The 17,311-nt window shown below is 40.3% G+C and carries 19 protein-coding genes; 12 read left to right on the plus strand and 7 right to left on the minus strand.

What is annotated here, in order from left to right; all coding sequences use genetic code 11:
• The first annotated feature begins 28 nt into the window (after nucleotides 1–28).
• Nucleotides 29–1,279, plus strand: coding sequence for an NADP-dependent isocitrate dehydrogenase (gene icd, locus ACTRWE_RS00945; RefSeq protein ID WP_024603081.1), 1,251 nt, complete (start codon nucleotides 29–31; stop codon nucleotides 1,277–1,279).
• An 11-nt stretch (nucleotides 1,280–1,290) separates the two neighbouring features.
• On the opposite strand, the gene ACTRWE_RS00950 is transcribed toward icd, so the two are convergent.
• The gene (locus ACTRWE_RS00950; RefSeq protein WP_024603080.1) at nucleotides 1,291–1,737 is read right to left on the minus strand and encodes a hypothetical protein; all 447 of its coding nucleotides are present in this window, start codon (nucleotides 1,735–1,737) and stop codon (nucleotides 1,291–1,293) included.
• A 109-nt stretch (nucleotides 1,738–1,846) separates the two neighbouring features.
• On the minus strand, nucleotides 1,847–2,794 hold the full coding sequence (locus ACTRWE_RS00955) for a LysR family transcriptional regulator (RefSeq protein WP_024603079.1): 948 nt from the start codon (nucleotides 2,792–2,794) through the stop codon (nucleotides 1,847–1,849).
• 117 nt (nucleotides 2,795–2,911) lie between these two features.
• Between ACTRWE_RS00955 and aceK the strand changes: the two genes are divergently transcribed.
• The 4 genes from aceK (at nucleotide 2,912) to lepB (ending at nucleotide 7,430) form a co-directional block, all read left to right on the plus strand.
• A complete protein-coding gene (aceK, locus tag ACTRWE_RS00960; RefSeq protein WP_024603078.1) occupies nucleotides 2,912–4,693 on the plus strand; it encodes a bifunctional isocitrate dehydrogenase kinase/phosphatase in 1,782 nt (593 codons plus the stop codon).
• Between the two features lie 394 nt (nucleotides 4,694–5,087).
• A complete protein-coding gene (locus tag ACTRWE_RS00965; RefSeq protein ID WP_024603077.1) occupies nucleotides 5,088–6,050 on the plus strand; it encodes a zinc-binding dehydrogenase in 963 nt (320 codons plus the stop codon).
• 86 nt (nucleotides 6,051–6,136) lie between these two features.
• The gene (locus ACTRWE_RS00970; RefSeq protein ID WP_008113615.1) at nucleotides 6,137–6,391 is read left to right on the plus strand and encodes a DUF2999 family protein; all 255 of its coding nucleotides are present in this window, start codon (nucleotides 6,137–6,139) and stop codon (nucleotides 6,389–6,391) included.
• A 448-nt stretch (nucleotides 6,392–6,839) separates the two neighbouring features.
• Nucleotides 6,840–7,430 carry a signal peptidase I gene (gene lepB / locus ACTRWE_RS00975; protein ID WP_024603076.1) on the plus strand — a complete coding sequence of 197 codons (591 nt, stop codon included), beginning with the start codon at nucleotides 6,840–6,842 and terminating at the stop codon, nucleotides 7,428–7,430.
• A gap of 74 nt (nucleotides 7,431–7,504) precedes the next feature.
• Here the strand turns inward: lepB and ACTRWE_RS00980 are convergent, their stop codons facing one another.
• Nucleotides 7,505–8,218, minus strand: coding sequence for a flagellar brake domain-containing protein (locus ACTRWE_RS00980; RefSeq protein ID WP_013465062.1), 714 nt, complete (start codon nucleotides 8,216–8,218; stop codon nucleotides 7,505–7,507).
• A 155-nt stretch (nucleotides 8,219–8,373) separates the two neighbouring features.
• A complete protein-coding gene (locus ACTRWE_RS00985) occupies nucleotides 8,374–8,874 on the minus strand; it encodes a fasciclin domain-containing protein (protein ID WP_262975880.1) in 501 nt (166 codons plus the stop codon).
• A gap of 240 nt (nucleotides 8,875–9,114) precedes the next feature.
• Between ACTRWE_RS00985 and ACTRWE_RS00990 the strand changes: the two genes are divergently transcribed.
• From ACTRWE_RS00990 to ACTRWE_RS01000, 3 genes are all read left to right on the plus strand, one after another.
• Nucleotides 9,115–9,645 carry a GlcG/HbpS family heme-binding protein gene (locus tag ACTRWE_RS00990; RefSeq protein WP_262975881.1) on the plus strand — a complete coding sequence of 177 codons (531 nt, stop codon included), beginning with the start codon at nucleotides 9,115–9,117 and terminating at the stop codon, nucleotides 9,643–9,645.
• A gap of 58 nt (nucleotides 9,646–9,703) precedes the next feature.
• Nucleotides 9,704–10,180 carry a nucleoside deaminase gene (locus ACTRWE_RS00995; RefSeq protein WP_024603073.1) on the plus strand — a complete coding sequence of 159 codons (477 nt, stop codon included), beginning with the start codon at nucleotides 9,704–9,706 and terminating at the stop codon, nucleotides 10,178–10,180.
• A gap of 93 nt (nucleotides 10,181–10,273) precedes the next feature.
• Entirely contained in the window at nucleotides 10,274–10,795 is a 522-nt protein-coding gene (locus tag ACTRWE_RS01000; RefSeq protein ID WP_262975882.1) for a DUF2937 family protein, read from the plus strand.
• A 14-nt stretch (nucleotides 10,796–10,809) separates the two neighbouring features.
• Here the strand turns inward: ACTRWE_RS01000 and ACTRWE_RS01005 are convergent, their stop codons facing one another.
• Entirely contained in the window at nucleotides 10,810–11,352 is a 543-nt protein-coding gene (locus tag ACTRWE_RS01005) for a Tll0287-like domain-containing protein (RefSeq protein WP_024603071.1), read from the minus strand.
• A 135-nt stretch (nucleotides 11,353–11,487) separates the two neighbouring features.
• Between ACTRWE_RS01005 and ACTRWE_RS01010 the strand changes: the two genes are divergently transcribed.
• Nucleotides 11,488–11,661 (plus strand): hypothetical protein, encoded by a 174-nt coding sequence (locus ACTRWE_RS01010; RefSeq protein WP_171048717.1) that lies wholly within the window; start codon nucleotides 11,488–11,490, stop codon nucleotides 11,659–11,661.
• Between the two features lie 225 nt (nucleotides 11,662–11,886).
• Nucleotides 11,887–12,528, plus strand: a complete 642-nt coding sequence (locus tag ACTRWE_RS01015; protein ID WP_262975883.1) for a hypothetical protein — start codon at nucleotides 11,887–11,889, stop codon at nucleotides 12,526–12,528.
• Nucleotides 12,529–12,640: 112 nt separating this feature from the next.
• Here the strand turns inward: ACTRWE_RS01015 and metG are convergent, their stop codons facing one another.
• Nucleotides 12,641–14,665, minus strand: a complete 2,025-nt coding sequence (gene metG / locus ACTRWE_RS01020) for a methionine--tRNA ligase (RefSeq protein WP_138765426.1) — start codon at nucleotides 14,663–14,665, stop codon at nucleotides 12,641–12,643.
• Nucleotides 14,666–14,842: 177 nt separating this feature from the next.
• On the opposite strand from metG, the gene apbC reads away from it, so the two are divergent.
• Nucleotides 14,843–15,919 (plus strand): iron-sulfur cluster carrier protein ApbC, encoded by a 1,077-nt coding sequence (gene apbC / locus ACTRWE_RS01025; RefSeq protein ID WP_138765427.1) that lies wholly within the window; start codon nucleotides 14,843–14,845, stop codon nucleotides 15,917–15,919.
• Nucleotides 15,920–15,921: 2 nt separating this feature from the next.
• A complete protein-coding gene (gene dcd / locus ACTRWE_RS01030; protein ID WP_013465052.1) occupies nucleotides 15,922–16,506 on the plus strand; it encodes a dCTP deaminase in 585 nt (194 codons plus the stop codon).
• A 17-nt stretch (nucleotides 16,507–16,523) separates the two neighbouring features.
• Here dcd and ACTRWE_RS01035 read toward each other — a convergent pair whose 3' ends face one another.
• Nucleotides 16,524–17,309 carry a CLCA_X family protein gene (locus tag ACTRWE_RS01035; protein ID WP_024603068.1) on the minus strand — a complete coding sequence of 262 codons (786 nt, stop codon included), beginning with the start codon at nucleotides 17,307–17,309 and terminating at the stop codon, nucleotides 16,524–16,526.
• Nucleotides 17,310–17,311: the final 2 nt, after the last annotated feature.

A 17,311-nucleotide genomic window follows, 5' to 3' on the forward strand; every position in this document is an offset into this window, starting at 1 on the left:
AAAGAGGATGTTTTTCTAGGTGTTAACAATGCAATATCAACATATTACTGTGCCAGAAAATGGTGAACATATACTCATTGATGAACAAGGACAGTGGCATATACCCGAACACCCTATTATTGCTTATATTGATGGTGATGGCGTCGGCCTCGATGTGATGCCAGTGATGCGAAAAGTAGTGGATGCCGCCATAGAGCATAGTTATGGCGCAAGACGCAAAATTCATTGGATGCAAGTTTACAATGGTGAGCAAGCTGCCAAGCTTTATGACGGTGATTGGTTCCCTCAAGAAACGATTAATGCAGTACGAGATTGTAAAATCGCGATTAAAGGCCCTTTAACAACACCGCTTGGAGGCGGATTTCGCTCGCTAAATGTCGCGCTTCGTCATGAAATGGATTTGTATGTAAATATGCGAACCATTAAAGGATTTAGTGCATTACCGTCACCATTAAAAAACCCATTTACCACGCATATTACCGTGCTGCGTGATAGCAGTGAAGATGTGTACTCAGGAATTGAGTGGCAAGCGGGCAGTGTTGAAAGTGAAAAAATGCTCGATTTTTTATGTGAAGAAATGGGCGTAACTCGGCTTCGTTTTACCCAAGAATGTGGTTTAGGTATTAAAAATATCTCTAAAGAGGGATCAGAGCGATTAATACGCTATGCAATTAATTATGCCCTAAAAAATAATAGTGAATCACTCACTTTAGTTCATAAAGGCAATGTACTTAAGTTTACCGATGGCGCATTTAAGCGCTGGGGATTTACGCTGGCCAAACGTGAATACGCTGCCGTTGAGCATCAAAACGGGCGCTGGCTTGAAATACAACGTGCTGATTTACCGCCGCTGGTTATTAAAGAAGTGATTGCCGATAATATGCTTCAGCAGTGTTTAATGGATCCTGGCCAATTTGATGTGGTGGCCACTACTAATCAAAACGGAGACTTTTTAGCCGATATGCTCAGTGCACAAGTCGGTGGAGTAGGGATTATGCCGACGGCAAACTTAAATACCGAAGTTGCGTTTTTTGAACCCACACATGGTACATTTGAGCGCATAGCAGGGCAAGATAAGGCAAATCCGAGCAGTAGCTTATTAAGTGCGGTGCTAATGCTTAAGTTTATGGGATGGAGTGAGGCTGCTTGTTTAATTGAAAACGCGCTTGAAAGCACATTTGCCAGTGGACAGGTTACATTTGATTTAGCTCAATCAAATCATAACTCGACAACCTTAAGTTGCAAACAATTTGCCAACAAGGTTATCGAGCACTTTTAAAGGGCAGCATTTTACGCTGCAGAGGCGTTAGCTGTTTGCTCGCGATGAACGCATGGACGCTCTGTCAGCTCTGCAGCTCTGTGGTAAAGTTTATGGGCGCTTGGCTCTTCACAGAGTGTGCCACTAAGCGTATCCATTAAAGCAACCACAATAATCGCAGGCACTTGGCAACAGTATTCATCTAGAACGGCTGCGGTTGTTTGTGCATCTACATGACAATGTGGATGACTTTTACGTTGATATGCATTTAATAAAGTATTCACGTCGAGAATGTCGTTTTCTTGGTGTTTGGTTTTACGACATGCACACCCAAACTCATCAACTAGCGTGGCTAACGCTTGGTAAACGTGTTGCGTTTGAAGTGTTGTTTTACGACACAATTGTTGTTCAATGAATTGATGTAAATTTGCATCAATGAATAATCCGTCTTGTTGTGTGAAGCTTGCTGATGTTTGCATAATTATTACTCTTAGTTTGTTGGCTTAACTTCACTGTAGCGCTAAGTGTAATATTAATGAAATTATTGTTTTCAATAACTGATATTGATTTGATCAATATTTTAATTCTTTACCTATCAATCACTGTATTTGCAAACGCCAACAACTCGCGTCTAAGCCATTGGTGCGCTGGTGTATGATGTAATAACGGGCTCCATATCATTTTTATTTCTATGGGGACGATTTGAAATGGCACAGGGCTAATCACTAAATTAGTATGGCTAGTTAAAAGCTTTGCTTGACGACGCGGAAGGGTTGCAATAAGTTGCTCAGATTGACACAGTAAACTGGCAATCATGTAATGACGAGTAAATACGCGTATTTTACGTGTTTGTTCTAATTGCCATAATGCCTCATCGACCCAGCCTAATTTTTGTTTACCTGATTTATTGGTTACAGCGGGTTCGGGCCCCCAGCCGGCTCGATTAACCCAAATATGTTCACTTTTTAAGTATTGGTCTAAGTTTGCATCGTTTAAAAATGGATTATGTGGATGGGTTAAACAACAGTAGTTATCTCGCCATACAGTAGCTTGATGAAAAGAGCGCGGCAGACCATTAAAACGGTTTATTGCCAAATCGATAGTGCCTTTTTCCATATCCTGTAGGTTCACGTCGCTGGGGCTAAGTACATCGAAGTCAATGCCCGGATTTTTAGCTAGCTGCTCGCAAATAAAGGGGGCAATTAGCGTCGATTCTATATAATCGTTTGCCATAATACGAAACGTCACGTTGGCGGTAGCCGGATTAAACTGCTCACTGGGCTGCGTGATCTCTTCTGCCATTTTTAACAGCGCTTCAATTTCGGGCTTGAGGGCAAGGGCTTTAGCTGTTGGGGTCATGGAGCCAGCTGCACGAACAAGCAAAGGATCGTCAAATAAGTCTCTTAGGCGTTTTAACGCATTGCTCATAGCCGGTTGTGTTAATGCGAGTTTATTGGCCGCTTTAGACACACTTTTTTCATCTATTAATACATTTAAATAGACGAGTAGGTTGAGATCGACATTTCTTATATTCATATGATCAATTTTATTTATTTGCTGTATTAATTATCTAAATTAAAGCGTGCTTGCTAAGGTGTAAACCTCTAATAAAAAATAATCAGCATAATTGCTAAAAATAGAAGCGCCTATACTATGCCTAGCACGTCGTTAACGTCTACCCACAATCCTATACAAGAACTCATAGCCACTAAGTTAGCACGCGCTGTATTTGCTGGCTTTGAAGCTATGTTTGCACAGTTCTTAAATATTACCTTAGGGGCACAAAGTCGCTTTGAACAACGCCAATATCATGAGGTGCAAGCGGCAATGCGAGCGCGCTTGCAAGTGTATGAGCGTCAAGTAAAGCAGGTGAGTGAGGCCGTTAAAGTGATTGCCTATGATGAACTAAACTGTCCACAAACATGGCAACGAGCAAAAAATATTTATGGCGAAATGGTTAAAGAGCATGAAAACCAGCCAATTGCACATACGTTTTTTAATTCTACTTTTGGCGCTATTTGGGATGATAAAAAAATTCGTACGGTGCATTTATTTGTCTTAAAAGCAAAGTACCGGGGGCAACCACGTTCTTATGAAGGGCTTGTGAGTCGTATTTCCTTAAAAGAAGGCTTTGATAGCGCAGTTAAAACTTTAGTCAATGAACAAGTGTTTAGAGTGCCATTTAAAAATTTAAACGAGGACTTAGCTAAACTACAAGCAACGTTAACCCAAGGGGCGCAGCAACAATGCAGACAAGTGTATGAGCTAATAAGTTTAAATGACGGCTATATTGAGTACGCCAATTCACACTTTTACCGAAATAAAGCGTGTTATGTAATAGGACGATGTATTGCTAAAAATGGCGATAATATGCCCTTTGCAATAGCCATTTTAAATACCCCTGACGGGCTTACAATTGATGCTGTGATGATGGGTGCTGATCAGCTGAGCTTGTTATTTGGCTTTGCGCGCACGTACTTTATGGTAGATACCGACCAACCTGCAAGGTATGTAGATTACTTAAGTGTGTTAATGCCTCACAAACAACGGTTTGAATTGTTTAATGCGATAGGTTTTATTAAACATGCGAAAACAGAATTTTATCGCTATAAGGTGGACACGACTAAAAGTAGCCCCGAGCAATATAAATATCATTTAGCGCCAGGTACACCAGGTATGGTGATGCTTGTTTTTACAATTGATGGCCTAGACTATGTGTACAAAGTAATAAAAGATAAATTTAGTGCACCAAAAACGGCGACAAAACAGCACGTAAAAGATAAATATAACTTTGTAAAACAGGCTGATAGAGTAGGGCGATTAGTTGATACTCATGAATTTAGATACCTAGCCTTTGATTTAAGTCGTTTTAGTGATGAATTGCTTACACAAATGAAAAAACACATTGGTGATAGCTTAATTATTTCGGGCAAAGCGTTAATACTCAAACATGTCTATGTTGAGCGAAAAATGACACCGCTTAATTTATATATCGGTCAATGTACCAGTAAATCACTGCAGCAGGTGATGGTTGATTATGGTAAAGCGATTAAAGAGCTTGCCAGTGCTAATATTTTTGCCGGTGACATGCTAATGAAAAACTTTGGTGTGACACGTTGGGGGCGAGTGGTATTTTATGATTACGATGAAATTTGCCCTCTTACTGATTGTAATTTTAGAGAAGTGCCAAATACTGACAACGCGTTAGAGGAAATAAGCTCATATTCTTATTTTGACATAGACCAAAATGATATATTCCCGAGTCAATTTAAGGTGTTTTTTAGTGCCAGCAGCAGTGCCTTTAGCCATTTTAATCATTATCATAGTGACTTATTTACGGCAAAGTACTGGCAAATGACTCAGCAAGGTATTGAGCAAGGTCAGCTTCCTGATGTATATCCTTATAAACAAAGCTGGCGCTTTAATAATTTATAGTTTTGTTTATCTTTCAAGGTTAAATTTGAAGTTGTGTTTTTAGACAAGGCTTCCCCAGCAATTGCTGATAACGCAGCATAAATGCAGAACATGTACTGCCCAACGAGTTCGGCCAAATTGAACAAAGGTTAGTCCACAAAGGCCAATACACTGATTAAATCAGCACTGAATTTTTGTGCTTAAGGCGCTGTTAACTCCAAAAGGAGTATTATGAGTTTAAATTAGTTGGCTTCGCTTTTTTGTCAGGCTTTGTGTTTGCCAGTGCTAAAACCCCGAGGTTACATCAATAAAATTACTAACCACTACACACTTTAATCATATTACACAGTAAATAACGAGTTAGTTGAAGCCGAAGTATGGCGAAAATCAAATAGAATAAAATACGAGGAGATTTATGCAGTACATTTCACATCAAGATCAGCAGTTAGCGTTTGAACAAACCGACAAGCCGAAGATTAGCAGTAATGAAGTATTGGTAAAAGTAGCAGCGATTGGCGTTAACCGCGCCGATTGTATGCAGCGCCAAGGTAAGTATCCTGCTCCTGAAGGGGATAGCCCTATTCTAGGACTCGAATGTGCAGGTACCGTGTGTGAGCTTGGCAGTGAGGTAGACCCTAAATGGCAAGATAAGCGTATTTTTACTCTATGTGCCGGTGGTGCCTACAGTGAATATGTCGCGGTAGATGCGCAGCAATTAATGGAATTGCCAGATAATATTTCTATGGCACAAGGTGCTGCTATTAGTGAAGTGTATTTAACTGCCTTTGGCGCACTCTTTGAGTTAGGAAAACTACAATCAGGGCAAACGGCGCTTATTCATGCCGGTGCCAGTGGCGTAGGCGGAGCGGCTATTCAAATGGCAAAAAGTGCCGGTGCACAGGTGGTAATAACAGCAGGGTCTGATGAAAAATGTGAACACGCTAAAAGCTTGGGTGCTGACCATGTGATTAATTATAAAACCACTGATTTTGTTGAATATATGAAGGCACATAACTTAAGTGCAAACGCCATAGTCGATCCGGTTTCTGGCCGCTATTTAAATAAAAATGCCAAAGTGGCCGCAATGGATTGTCAGATTGTGATGCTCGCATTTTTAGATAGTCGCTTTGCCGAAGTCGATTTTGCACGCTTATTACAAAAGCGCATTTCGTTTCATGCCTCGACATTACGTAATCGCAGTATCGCGTTTAAACGTGCGTTAAGAGATGCATTTGTAGCGCGCTTTTATGATGATATTGCCAATCAGAAATATGACTTTAATATTTATAAAATCATGCCATGGCAACAAGCTAGTGAGGCACATGCCATTTTAGAGGGTAATGAAAACTCAGGTAAAGTTGTATTGTTGGTAGAGTGAAACAAGTAATGCCACAGGGATTAATATTGTTAATCCCTGTATGAGGCCATATACTTTAACAAACTATTTCGATTTTAAGGTTAATAATGAATCCAATTATTGCAATATTAAAAGAGCACAATGTCAGCGATGAAAAAGTAGCGGCATTATTTGAAGCATTTACCCAAAACCCAATGATGGCTATGGCATTAGTACAAGAGCTGGGCATACCACCTGAAAAACTTCAGCAATTGATGGCGGTAGTAATGACCCAACCTCATTTAATAAAAGAAGCAACGGATGAATTAGGTTTAGATTTTGCAAAAGTACAAGAAGCGAAAGACAAGTTAAACCAGCAGTAAACTATCTTTAGAGACATGTTTTATGCATGTCTCTATCCCTAAACATGTTTTGTTACACTCTCCTTTGAACGGCTCTGCATTTATACAGTCAAATAAACACTTAACCTATAGCAGAGTCATAACATGAAGCGACTTTATAAATTTTGGAAAAATAACCGTTCTTAAGGGCCTGTTAACCTTTCAAGGTTGAATTTGCAGTAGTCTGTTTGGTATTTAAGCAAGGCAGAGCCTATGTGGTGTGGTTATTCCCCATAAATAGGCGATAACATAGCATCAATGCCAAACAGGTATTGCCCAAAGGGTTCTTCCAAGGGGCGATTAACTCTTTGTTACTCGGTTTTTACTTAGCCCACTAGGTTACAAACCTCGCGCCGCGATTAAATCGCCCCTTGTTTGAACAAATTCCAATCCGCAAAGGTCAACAGGCCCTATTGTTTTTATTATTTTAATGAGTGTGTTTCGTAGTGCCGTCGCCGATTGGTACGAAGTACCAACAGGTTCAATGAAACCGACTATTGAAGAAGGCGACCGAATCCTTACCGATAAAATGGCGTATGATTTACGTATACCATTTACGCATGTATCCCTGTTAAGACTGGCAGAACCACAAACCGGCGATATTATTGTATTTGATTCTAAAGTGGCGGATAACCGTTTAATAAAACGCGTTATTGGCACACCAGGTGATATAGTTTCATTGCAAAATAACGAATTGACCATTAATGGCGAGAAAGTAAGTTATAGCACTTTAAACGAGAGTATTCGGTGGCTAGATAAAACTGAGCACTTAAAGGGGCATGCTCATACCATACGGCTTACCAAATCGGCAGCAAGCTTAGTGCAGTTTCCGGCAACACCAATAGCAGCAGTTCATTATCTGGTTATGGGTGATAACCGCGATAACAGTGCGGATTCGCGGGTCATTGGATTAGTTCCACGTGATGAGTTGCTTGGTCGGGCAGAGCGTGTGATTGTCTCGCTTGATTATGATGATTACTACTTGCCAAGAAGTGACCGGTTTTTGAAGCGTTTAGAATAAAAAACTAACTATTACAATGGCTAAGCAAGATTGGTTAGCCATTGCTGTTTCTGCAGGTAGGATTATTTAAGGCATTAATCAATATCAATCGAGTAAGCTTCTAACAGCTTGTTAAGCTTAACTTGCTCTGAAGCATCAAACTCTATACCAACGCTAAGGCGGTTGCCTTTCATTTGGTTATTCCTAATGTAAGACGTAATAATAACAGGCTCGTTGTCTAATGGAGAAAGTATATGCACAAAAACTTGACGTTTTTTTAGTGCAACAAATCCAGAGCTTACGTGAATAGCAAAGCGACAACCACTCGGAGAAATATCAATAATTAAACCGTGCAATAAGCTTTTATTATCAGCATCAATATCGCCTTTATGTAAACTAATTTTAGCCGGAATGTGTGTAGGCAACCTGCTAGTTTCACGTAATTGTCGGCTTTCAATTTTTTTAGGGTAAGCTAAATAAATTAATCGTTCAGGGCGAAATGAAATCGCTAATATGCTGGTTGAAAAAGCAACACATTCGCCCCGTTCGTCTTCAATGATATAACGTACAATAGCCCCATTACCTTCAACTAAAATGTCGCTGTAATCATTTTTACCTGCTTGAGCAGGGTATTTTAATATTAAATATTTACCGGTGTCGTAGCCGATTAAAGTGAGTTTAAAGCGAACCTGAATGGGATTGTTAAATTGTATATCAATTAGCTTTCCCGGGAGTAAATCGAGGAAAAACTTCTTTTGATCTTCAGTTGGTTTATCTTCAACAGTAGTATTATTTTTATTTGTTTCCACAAACACTTTCTCAATATTAACAGACGCTTAATTATCTTTTAATATAGTGTAAAAATCACTAGTATAAAAGAGTGCATTTAGTAAAAGAAAATAATACTTTGTGCTTGTAATAGTGAGCGGAGTTAGTATTTTACTCCGCTGTGGAGATTAGATTGTTACTCTTTTGGCAACAAAACAGTATCAATGACATGAATCACGCCGTTGCTGGCTTTTACATCTGCCATTACTACGTTTGCATTGTTGATCATAACAGAGCCATCATTGGTGGTTACATTCACAGACTGGCCTTGCACGGTCGTTGCACTGTCTAATTTTACAACGTCTGCAGCCATTACTTTACCTGATACCACATGGTAGGTAAGAATTGCAGTTAACTTGTCTTTATTTTCGCTCTTAAGAAGGTTTTCAACGGTACCTGCTGGTAGCTTGGCAAATGCTTCATCAGTTGGCGCAAATACAGTAAAAGGGCCATCTCCTTTTAACGTATCAACGAGGCCTGCCGCTTTGACAGCTGCAACGAATGTTGAAAAAGAACCATTGGCAGCAGCTACATCAACGATATCTTTTTTCATACCATGGTGATCGGCATGAGCTGCTGAAGATAGGGTTAAACTTGCTAATACAAAAGTCAGAACAGACGCTATTTTCTTAAACATGTTACTTTCCTTTAAATTGATTAGTTGTCGGTTAAATATTACGCCGGGTTGCTAGCTTACGATCATTTTAAAAAAGGGTGGGTCATTGCCTTATCCCAATAAAGGTATTTAATAAAAAGCAAAGCCAGCTATTAACCCTCCTAGTGAAAGCTTTTATGAGTAAACACGGTCTGTTTATTTTCAATTTTTTATATCCAGTTCAGCGATATAACGTCATTAATTAACAATAGGAAATAAACCATGAAAAAACGGGCTATTTTTACAGCGCTCATTGCATCACTTTCTTCATTAGCGTCTGTTGCTGGACAAACTGAAATGCAGATAAATACTTATAATCAACAGCTTGAAAATGTGGCTATGGTGGCACAATTAACGGGTGAAATGGCACAGCGTATAGTCAATGCAGCGTCTGCAGCGGCGCACAAAGACAATTTAGCTGTATCAATAACCGTTGTGGATGCATCTGGACAAACGCTGGCGGTACTTCGCGATCATCGTGCCGGTGTTCATACTATTCGTGCCAGTTATAAAAAAGCCTATACCGCCAATTCGCAAAAGCGAGAAACCGCAGTTATAGCAAAAGGCATAAATGAGGGCACTATTCCAGCAGACCTTCGTTATTTAGATGAAAACATTTTAATATTGGATGGCGGGGTGCCTATTTATATTAACGATACTGTGGTGGGGGCTGTGGGAGTTGGCGGTGCTCATGGCAGTGAGGATGTACGTGTTGCAAAAGCAGGGATCAAAGCGTTATGGTTAGCGCAGTAGAAAAACAGATCACGTTACTAAATATCTCCAAAAGTGATAGTAAAGGAGTTTACAGATTATGAACGAGACTGATTTAGCGCACTTAAAACGCACCGTAGCACTAGCTAAAGAGGCGTTAGAAGCAGGAGATGAACCGTTTGGCTCTGTGCTTGTTGATGCTGAAGGAAATATATGTATGGAAGATCGTAACCGTGTTGCGGGTGGCGATCATACTCGTCATCCTGAATTTGAGATTGCTCGTTGGGCAGCCAACAATATGACCCCTGAGCAACGCGCTGGGGCTACTGTGTATACCTCAGGGGAACATTGCCCTATGTGCGCCGCAGCACACGCATGGGTAGGTTTAGGTCGAATTATGTATGTCAGTTCATCTGCGCAATTAACTAGCTGGCTTAGCGAGCTCAAAATGACTAAGTCGCCGGTTAACCCGTTACCTATTGAAGCGGTTGCTCCTAATGTCGCTGTTTATGGGCCCGTACCAGCACTTGTTGAGCAGGTTCACGCCCTACATCGTCAATTCCACCAAGCAGATTAACAGCGCAGCACAGCGCATGGTATTTAGACTAAAGCGACTACCTGCTATAGTTAACGGTAGTCACTTTTATTAAACGCAGCACAAGGGATTATTATGATCGTTAACCTGTTCGATAAGTTAATATTTGCTTGCGCTTTTATTGTTTCATTGCAACTACCGCAGCTGAGTGATCATTACCAACAACATTTAGCGGGCTTATACCATGCAACAAAATGGCAAGTCGACGGCTATGCAAAAACGGCCAAGCAATATAACTTTTCTAGCACGCAAGCGATGATAAACCGCCATTTAGCAAACACTGAACCGAGTGTCAGAGCCGATGCAAATCAAAAACAGCAAACATTACTGCAATTTGCCGATTTAAAAAAAGGGATGGCTATTTTTGATCAAGGAAATCTACTACAAAAAATGCTGTATATGTTCTCCCCTGAGCGCGTTGACAGATTACAAAGTACACTTGATAACTTTAAGTTAGGTATTCCTTTAACCGCGAGTGCAGTGTTGTTTGCATTGGTATTAGCTATGTTATTAAATCAATTACTTATGCTGCCACATACTTTATATGTTAGGCGTAAAAAGCGTATTGCATCCGATGCAGTAAAATTTAATAGCTGATCGTTAATGAGTTATCATTGGTGATTTTCACTGGCCCTTTTAACAACAAATGCGCCACGAATGTCACCCAGTTTAAAATCAGTTGCCTGATCATTAGGGTATAAAGTCGCTATTTTTTTAGAAACTGTTGGGTCAATCTGACTGCCATGACACGCTAAACACGCTTTTTGAGTAGGAATCGCTTTTACAAAATACCAGCCATCCGGTCTTTGCTCTTGATATTCTATGCTTGCTACCGGCTCGCCATTGAGCTTACGTTGTTCAAAGTTTAATAAAACATTTTTGAGCCATGCATCGGGTTGATTATCTGAGCTACGAGTTTTCAAAGCACTGCGGCTAATTTGCCAAGGACTATTGCTATGTTGTGAAGCGATAGCGGGTGCAGCTGTATTACATACACTTATTGCCGCTAGTGGGCCGCTTTGTTTCATAGTACTAACCAGTACCTGTTTTAAATCACTTGAAAATGCCTTAATGGTTTGTCGTGCCTCGTCGGCATTGCTAGCAAAAGCAGCGGATGAAATAAATAAACTGGAAAAAAGTAAAATAACGCGCATAATACACCTCCAAACATTAGAGGGTTCTAATATACAGGGTGTCAGGTGTTTTTCAAGTAAATCGTTTAGCGTTTAAGCACTTTTTTACTTAAGGTACCGCGCCTAAAATCGATAAACAGTTTCAAGAGAAAAGATATGCACAATAAGCACGATGAGAATAAAATAATAAACCAACAAAATAACCATGATGCTGGTGGACTTAATGTACAAGATCCATTAGCCGCTATTAAAGCAATTCGACTCGAACAGTTAGCGCAATGTCGGCTTAAAACACAAAAAGAAATACAGCACATGCAAAACAAAAAATAGCCTTGGACGATAAAAACTTGCTAAGTTAACGTTATTAATTTTAAAAGGCTGGATAGTGCAATTAATCCTTTATCTATAAAACATCCGCATCAAATTATTACTTTTATAGCTTGGCTGTGCGCTTTAGCTGTGATGTTAATAGGGCTACTTGCGCCTGAAAATAAACGTGTTTTAATGCTGTTGTCACTGAGTTCGCTCTGCTTACTTGTGTTTAATAGTGTAACGATGTCAGCTTGGGTATTTAAACGTTTTAAAGACCAACAATTACGCTGTATTGCTCTTTTAGGCAGTGGCGCTTTTATGTTGTGTATCGCGGGTGATGTGGTTAATTTTAATTTACCCCAACACTATTATCGCTATAGTACCTTGATAAAACATGATTACTTAGTGGATTCAATCTTATTTTTTGCACCTGGTTACAGCCTTTTATTTATAGCCTGTGTGTTAGCTTTTAATCTAAAACGCCGGGTGTCGCTTATAAAAAGTGCACTTTTTTTTGTTGTTGTGTTGGTGCTAAGTAGTGCGTCGTTCTCTTCTATGTATCTTGAGGGGGCAGGAGATACTATTTTAGCTATGACAGGGGTTTATAGCTTAGTGATAACGGCTGTTGGACTTATGGGTCTGGTATTAGTTGTTGCCTATGGTGGGATTAACGCACCCAAATCAATAGTGTGGGTGAGCTTAGGGCTTTTCCTTGCTGCATTGGCTGATGCCATTATTGGTGCTTTTTGGATTTATGGTAATCAGGGGCAAGGCTTTTACCCTCAAGTGCGCTATATTAACTGGTTTGTGTATATTAGCTCGCAAAGCTTGGTGATTCACTTAGCAAAAGTTGTTGCAGTAATACCAAATCGCAATAATGCTTAATTATTTTCAGGAAGTAAACCAGAGAATAGCGGCGTTAAAAATTCTTATTAGAATAGCTAAATAACAGATGAAAAAAAAGCCGCTAAATATTAGCGGCTTTAAGCGATAATAATTACATTACGCGCATACCCGGCTCAGAGCCGTCGTCTGGGTTAAGAATGTAAATTTCTTTACCACCAGGGCCTGCCGCAAGTACCATGCCTTCAGACATTCCAAAACGCATTTTACGTGGTTTGAGGTTAGCAACCATTACAGTTAACTTACCTTCAATGTCCTCTGGTGCGTAAGCCGATTTAATTCCAGCAAACACTTGGCGAGTTTCACCGCCTATATCAAGGGTTAATTTAAGCAGCTTGTCAGCGCCTTCTACGTGCTCTGCTTTGGCAATTTTAGCTACACGCAGGTCTACCTTTGCAAAGTCATCAAACTCAATCTCTTCGCTAATTGGCTCTTTTGCAAGTGGGCTATTAGGATCGATTTTGTCTTTTTCAGCAACTAAACTTTCTTTTGATTCTTCAACCATTTTATTCACTTTATCCATTTCTACACGTTGCATTAACGGCTTAAATTTATTGATAGGGTGGTTTACTAACGCTGTTTGCGCACCTTGCCAAGATAATTCATCATTTAAAAAGGCTTCAACATTACTTGCCATGCCAGGTAGCACTGGTTTTAAGTAAGTGATCAACACGCGGAATAGGTTAAGTCCTAGTGAACAAACCTGATGCGCTTCTTCTTGCTTTGATTCATCTTTAATAAGCACCCAAGGCGCAGCATTATCAATAAACTGGTTTGCTTTATCTGCAAGTGCCATGATTTCACGAATTGCGCGGCTGTATTCACGGTTCTCGTAATATTCGGTGATTGTCGCTGATGCGTTTTGGAATTCTGCAAGCAATTGAGGTTGCATAACTGTATTGCTCAGCTTACCGTCGAACTTTTTAGTAATAAAACCAGCACAACGACTGGCAATATTCACTACTTTACCCACTAAGTCTGAGTTTACACGTTGTGCAAAATCTTCAAGGTTTAAATCTAAATCGGTAATGCCACTATTAAGTTTAGCTGCGTAGTAGTAACGTAAAAACTCTGGGTCTAGGTTATCTAAATAAGTACGCGCTTTAATAAACGTGCCTTTTGATTTAGACATTTTTGCGCCATTGACCGTAACAAAACCATGGGCAAATACGTTAGTTGGCTTTCTAAATTGAGCGCCTTCTAACATAGCAGGCCAAAATAGGCTGTGGAAATAGATGATGTCTTTACCAATAAAGTGATAAAGCTCAGCGTCTGAGCCTTCTTGCCAAAATGCATCAAAGTCGATGCCTTGTTTATCACATAAGTTTTTAAAGCTCGCCATATAACCAATAGGCGCATCTAGCCATACGTAAAAGTATTTACCTGGTGCGTTTGGAATTTCAAAACCAAAATAAGGTGCATCACGGCTAATGTCCCATTGCTGGAGACCATCGGCAAACCACTCATCTAACTTGTTGGCCATTTCTTGTTGAATTGTGCCTGAATGTAGCCACTCTTTAAGCATGTCTTCAAAGGCGGGTAAATCAAAAAAGTAATGCTCAGAATCTTTTAAGATAGGCTCAGCACCCGACATAACAGAGCGAGGGTTAATCAGCTCGGTTGGGCTGTAGGTTGCGCCACAGGCATCACAGCTATCCCCGTTCTGATCTTCTGATTTACATGTAGGACACGTGCCAGTGACAAAGCGATCTGGCAGAAAAATGCCTTTTTCTGGATCGAATAACTGTGAAATAGTGTGCTTTTTAATATGACCTGCATCGTTAAGGCGATTATAAATAAGCTCACTAAATTCTTTATTCTCTTGGCTATGGGTACTGTGGTAATTATCAAATTTGATATTAAAATCAGCAAAGTCGCGTTGGCGCTCGATACTAACGTTTTTTACCATTTCCTCAGGCGTGATCCCTTGCTTTTGCGCATTAAGCATAATAGGTGTGCCATGAGCATCATCGGCGCACACATAGTACGCTTCGTGGCCTTGTAGTTTTTGAAAACGCGACCAAATATCAGTTTGAATATACTCTAATAAATGCCCTAAATGGGTAGGGCCATTGGCATAAGGTAATGCGCTAGTAATCAGGATCTTTCGCTGTGCCATAATCATTCCGAATTAAGCGTTCCTAGTCAGGAACAGATGAAAATTATTACATTATCGATAAGCAAAGTGATAACAGAGCACACTGCTTATCGATATTTACTAATTGACTGGTGTTAATGCCCTGAATGTTACATAATTCCGTGGCACTTTTCATCAAAGAAACGCTATTTTATTGCTATGTTTGGACTGTCGAAACTATTCTCTGCAAAATCGGTGCAAAAACAACCGATTATTTCTGCTCTAGCGGCCTATCGCAGTGCCGCTTTCGCTGTGGGTATTGAGCAAGATTTCATTGCTGATATCACTCAAAACACCGATAAATCAATTACGGTTAAACTCAATCTCCCTTTTGCGGCGCAATCTGAAATGCCGCATGTGGCTCAATTTTTGACTGAGCGTTTAAAGATTGATGTAAACGTAACGGCCAGTGTTCACCTTAAAGAGGCTGCGAAATTTAAAGCCATTAAACATATTGTTTTAGTCGCCTCAGGAAAAGGTGGGGTGGGTAAATCTACTACGGCTGTAAATCTTGCGGGCTCGCTTAAAAATGAAGGCGCAAAAGTAGGCATACTAGATGCCGACATTTACGGTCCGTCAATTCCTATGTTGTTAGGATTAGTTGGCAGTGAGCCGGTTACAAAAGACAATAAACAATTACAACCGTTTGATGCCAATGGTATTAAAGCGCAATCTATCGGTTTTTTAGTCCCCAGCGATGATGCCACCGTATGGCGCGGCCCAATGGCCTCAGGCGCGCTTAGTCAGCTTTTAAATGAAACCGATTGGGGTGAACTTGATTATTTAATTGTAGATATGCCGCCAGGTACCGGTGATATTCAATTAACCATGAGCCAAAAAGTGCCAGCCAGTGGCACCGTGATTGTCACGACGCCACAAGACTTAGCGCTTGCTGATGCGCAAAAGGGTATTGCTATGTTTAATAAAGTAAATGTGCCAGTGCTCGGTTTGATTGAAAATATGAGCCATTACATTTGTGGGCATTGCGGCGAGGCCAATCATGTATTTGGTAAAGACGGTGCACAAAAATTAGCCCTTAAGCATGGTGTGCCTGTGCTTTCGCATATTCCGCTTGCGATTGATATCAGAGAATCCTCTGAGCAAGGTAAGTTGATTGCCGATGAGACAGATGCGGCTATTAGCAAAACTTACAGCGCGGCCGCACGATTGATTGCCAGCACGCTTTACTATCAACAACATCACAACGCGATTGACGTTGTGATTACGGAAGATTAAAAATGAGACTTTCAGATACACATATTAAAGAATACTTAAACGATGGGCGCATTGTTATCGAGCCCGCGCCAACGAGTGAAATGATTTCAGGGGTTACCGCTGATCTTCGCTTAGGTAATAAGTTTAGAACATTTCATGCCCATAATGCCGCTTATGTTGATTTAAGTGGTCCAAAAGATCAGCTTAATAAAGCGTTAGAATCAATCATGAGCGACGAAATTGTATTAGCTGAAGGCGAAGCGTTTTTTCTACATCCTGGCGAGCTTGCGTTGGCAATAACCTATGAAAAAGTAACCCTACCTGCAGACATTGTTGGTTGGTTAGATGGGCGTTCATCGCTGGCACGTTTGGGTTTAATGGTGCATGTTACAGCACACAGAATAGATCCTGGTTGGAGTGGTAATATTGTTTTAGAGTTTTATAACTCTGGTAAGCTGCCGCTTGCGCTCAGACCTATGATGAAAATTGGCGCAATGAGTTTTGAAACACTTACCGGTCCGTGTGAAAGCCCTTATAACACCCGCATTGATGCAAAATATAAAGATCAGAATAGTGCGGTAGCAAGCCGTATCAGTGACGATAAATAACTAAGCTAAACAATAGCTTATTTTTCTAGTTGATGAAGCGCATAACCTAATAGTTGAAAATAATGGTTAATCGCTTCATTGGCGTGTAACGTGTGCTTTAGCTCAGGATAAATTAAGTTATTATTACTCAAACCGCCGACTAAGAAACTGTTTTTGATTGTTTGATGCTCGTTGATACAGGCTTCAAAACACCGAGCAGCAAGCTCCTCTGGCATACTCATATACTGCTGATTATGCGCTTTATCAAACGCAATGCATTTATTTACAAATTCATTGGCATGTTCACCGCTTTGCTCTAAAAACACCTGTTTATAAAATTCATTAAGTGCATCATTAAGTGGATGGCTTAAGTCGGGAGAGTGTGATAACCATAACTTAGAGGCGAAACCAAAGCGGGTTTTTGATTTAAACAAATGCTCACTAATATGATGATCAAAAGCATGAAACCATTCATGGGCTAAAGCGCCACCGCCTGCATTTTTAGCCAGTGCTAAGGTTTGGTCATACGCATTATAATGTGCTTGCACGCCTTTTTGTCCACCGTGACCAAAAGCGAGATTAAGTTTGCCACGCAGGCCAATGGCAGTGGGTGGTAAATGCAGAATCTGCGCTAAATCAGCCAGCGCATCATAAATTAAGTTGGCACTAATAAAACGCTCTTCTTTAGTAACCCACTTACCAACCACCATAGAACGAAAACCAAAAGTGGTTCTTATATCACTAAAATCGACTTGATCGTCAAAACGATAGTCGGGGCCTTGGCGAGAAAATCCGCGTTTTAATCGAGATGTGGTATTACGCATCG

It is taken from the genome of Pseudoalteromonas sp. G5_S1_54_S4, from assembly GCF_054968565.1.

Coding starts and splice junctions, on each gene's coding strand:
- icd (WP_024603081.1), top strand. CDS start 29: ATGCAATATCAACATATTACTGTGCCAGAAAATGGTGAACATATACTC.
- ACTRWE_RS00950 (WP_024603080.1), bottom strand. CDS start 1,737: ATGCAAACATCAGCAAGCTTCACACAACAAGACGGATTATTCATTGAT.
- ACTRWE_RS00955 (WP_024603079.1), bottom strand. CDS start 2,794: ATGAATATAAGAAATGTCGATCTCAACCTACTCGTCTATTTAAATGTA.
- aceK (WP_024603078.1), top strand. CDS start 2,912: ATGCCTAGCACGTCGTTAACGTCTACCCACAATCCTATACAAGAACTC.
- ACTRWE_RS00965 (WP_024603077.1), top strand. CDS start 5,088: ATGCAGTACATTTCACATCAAGATCAGCAGTTAGCGTTTGAACAAACC.
- ACTRWE_RS00970 (WP_008113615.1), top strand. CDS start 6,137: ATGAATCCAATTATTGCAATATTAAAAGAGCACAATGTCAGCGATGAA.
- lepB (WP_024603076.1), top strand. CDS start 6,840: ATGAGTGTGTTTCGTAGTGCCGTCGCCGATTGGTACGAAGTACCAACA.
- ACTRWE_RS00985 (WP_262975880.1), bottom strand. CDS start 8,874: ATGTTTAAGAAAATAGCGTCTGTTCTGACTTTTGTATTAGCAAGTTTA.
- ACTRWE_RS00990 (WP_262975881.1), top strand. CDS start 9,115: ATGAAAAAACGGGCTATTTTTACAGCGCTCATTGCATCACTTTCTTCA.
- ACTRWE_RS00995 (WP_024603073.1), top strand. CDS start 9,704: ATGAACGAGACTGATTTAGCGCACTTAAAACGCACCGTAGCACTAGCT.
- ACTRWE_RS01000 (WP_262975882.1), top strand. CDS start 10,274: ATGATCGTTAACCTGTTCGATAAGTTAATATTTGCTTGCGCTTTTATT.
- ACTRWE_RS01005 (WP_024603071.1), bottom strand. CDS start 11,352: ATGCGCGTTATTTTACTTTTTTCCAGTTTATTTATTTCATCCGCTGCT.
- ACTRWE_RS01010 (WP_171048717.1), top strand. CDS start 11,488: ATGCACAATAAGCACGATGAGAATAAAATAATAAACCAACAAAATAAC.
- ACTRWE_RS01015 (WP_262975883.1), top strand. CDS start 11,887: ATGTCAGCTTGGGTATTTAAACGTTTTAAAGACCAACAATTACGCTGT.
- metG (WP_138765426.1), bottom strand. CDS start 14,665: ATGGCACAGCGAAAGATCCTGATTACTAGCGCATTACCTTATGCCAAT.
- apbC (WP_138765427.1), top strand. CDS start 14,843: ATGTTTGGACTGTCGAAACTATTCTCTGCAAAATCGGTGCAAAAACAA.
- dcd (WP_013465052.1), top strand. CDS start 15,922: ATGAGACTTTCAGATACACATATTAAAGAATACTTAAACGATGGGCGC.
- ACTRWE_RS01035 (WP_024603068.1), bottom strand. CDS start 17,309: ATGCGTAATACCACATCTCGATTAAAACGCGGATTTTCTCGCCAAGGC.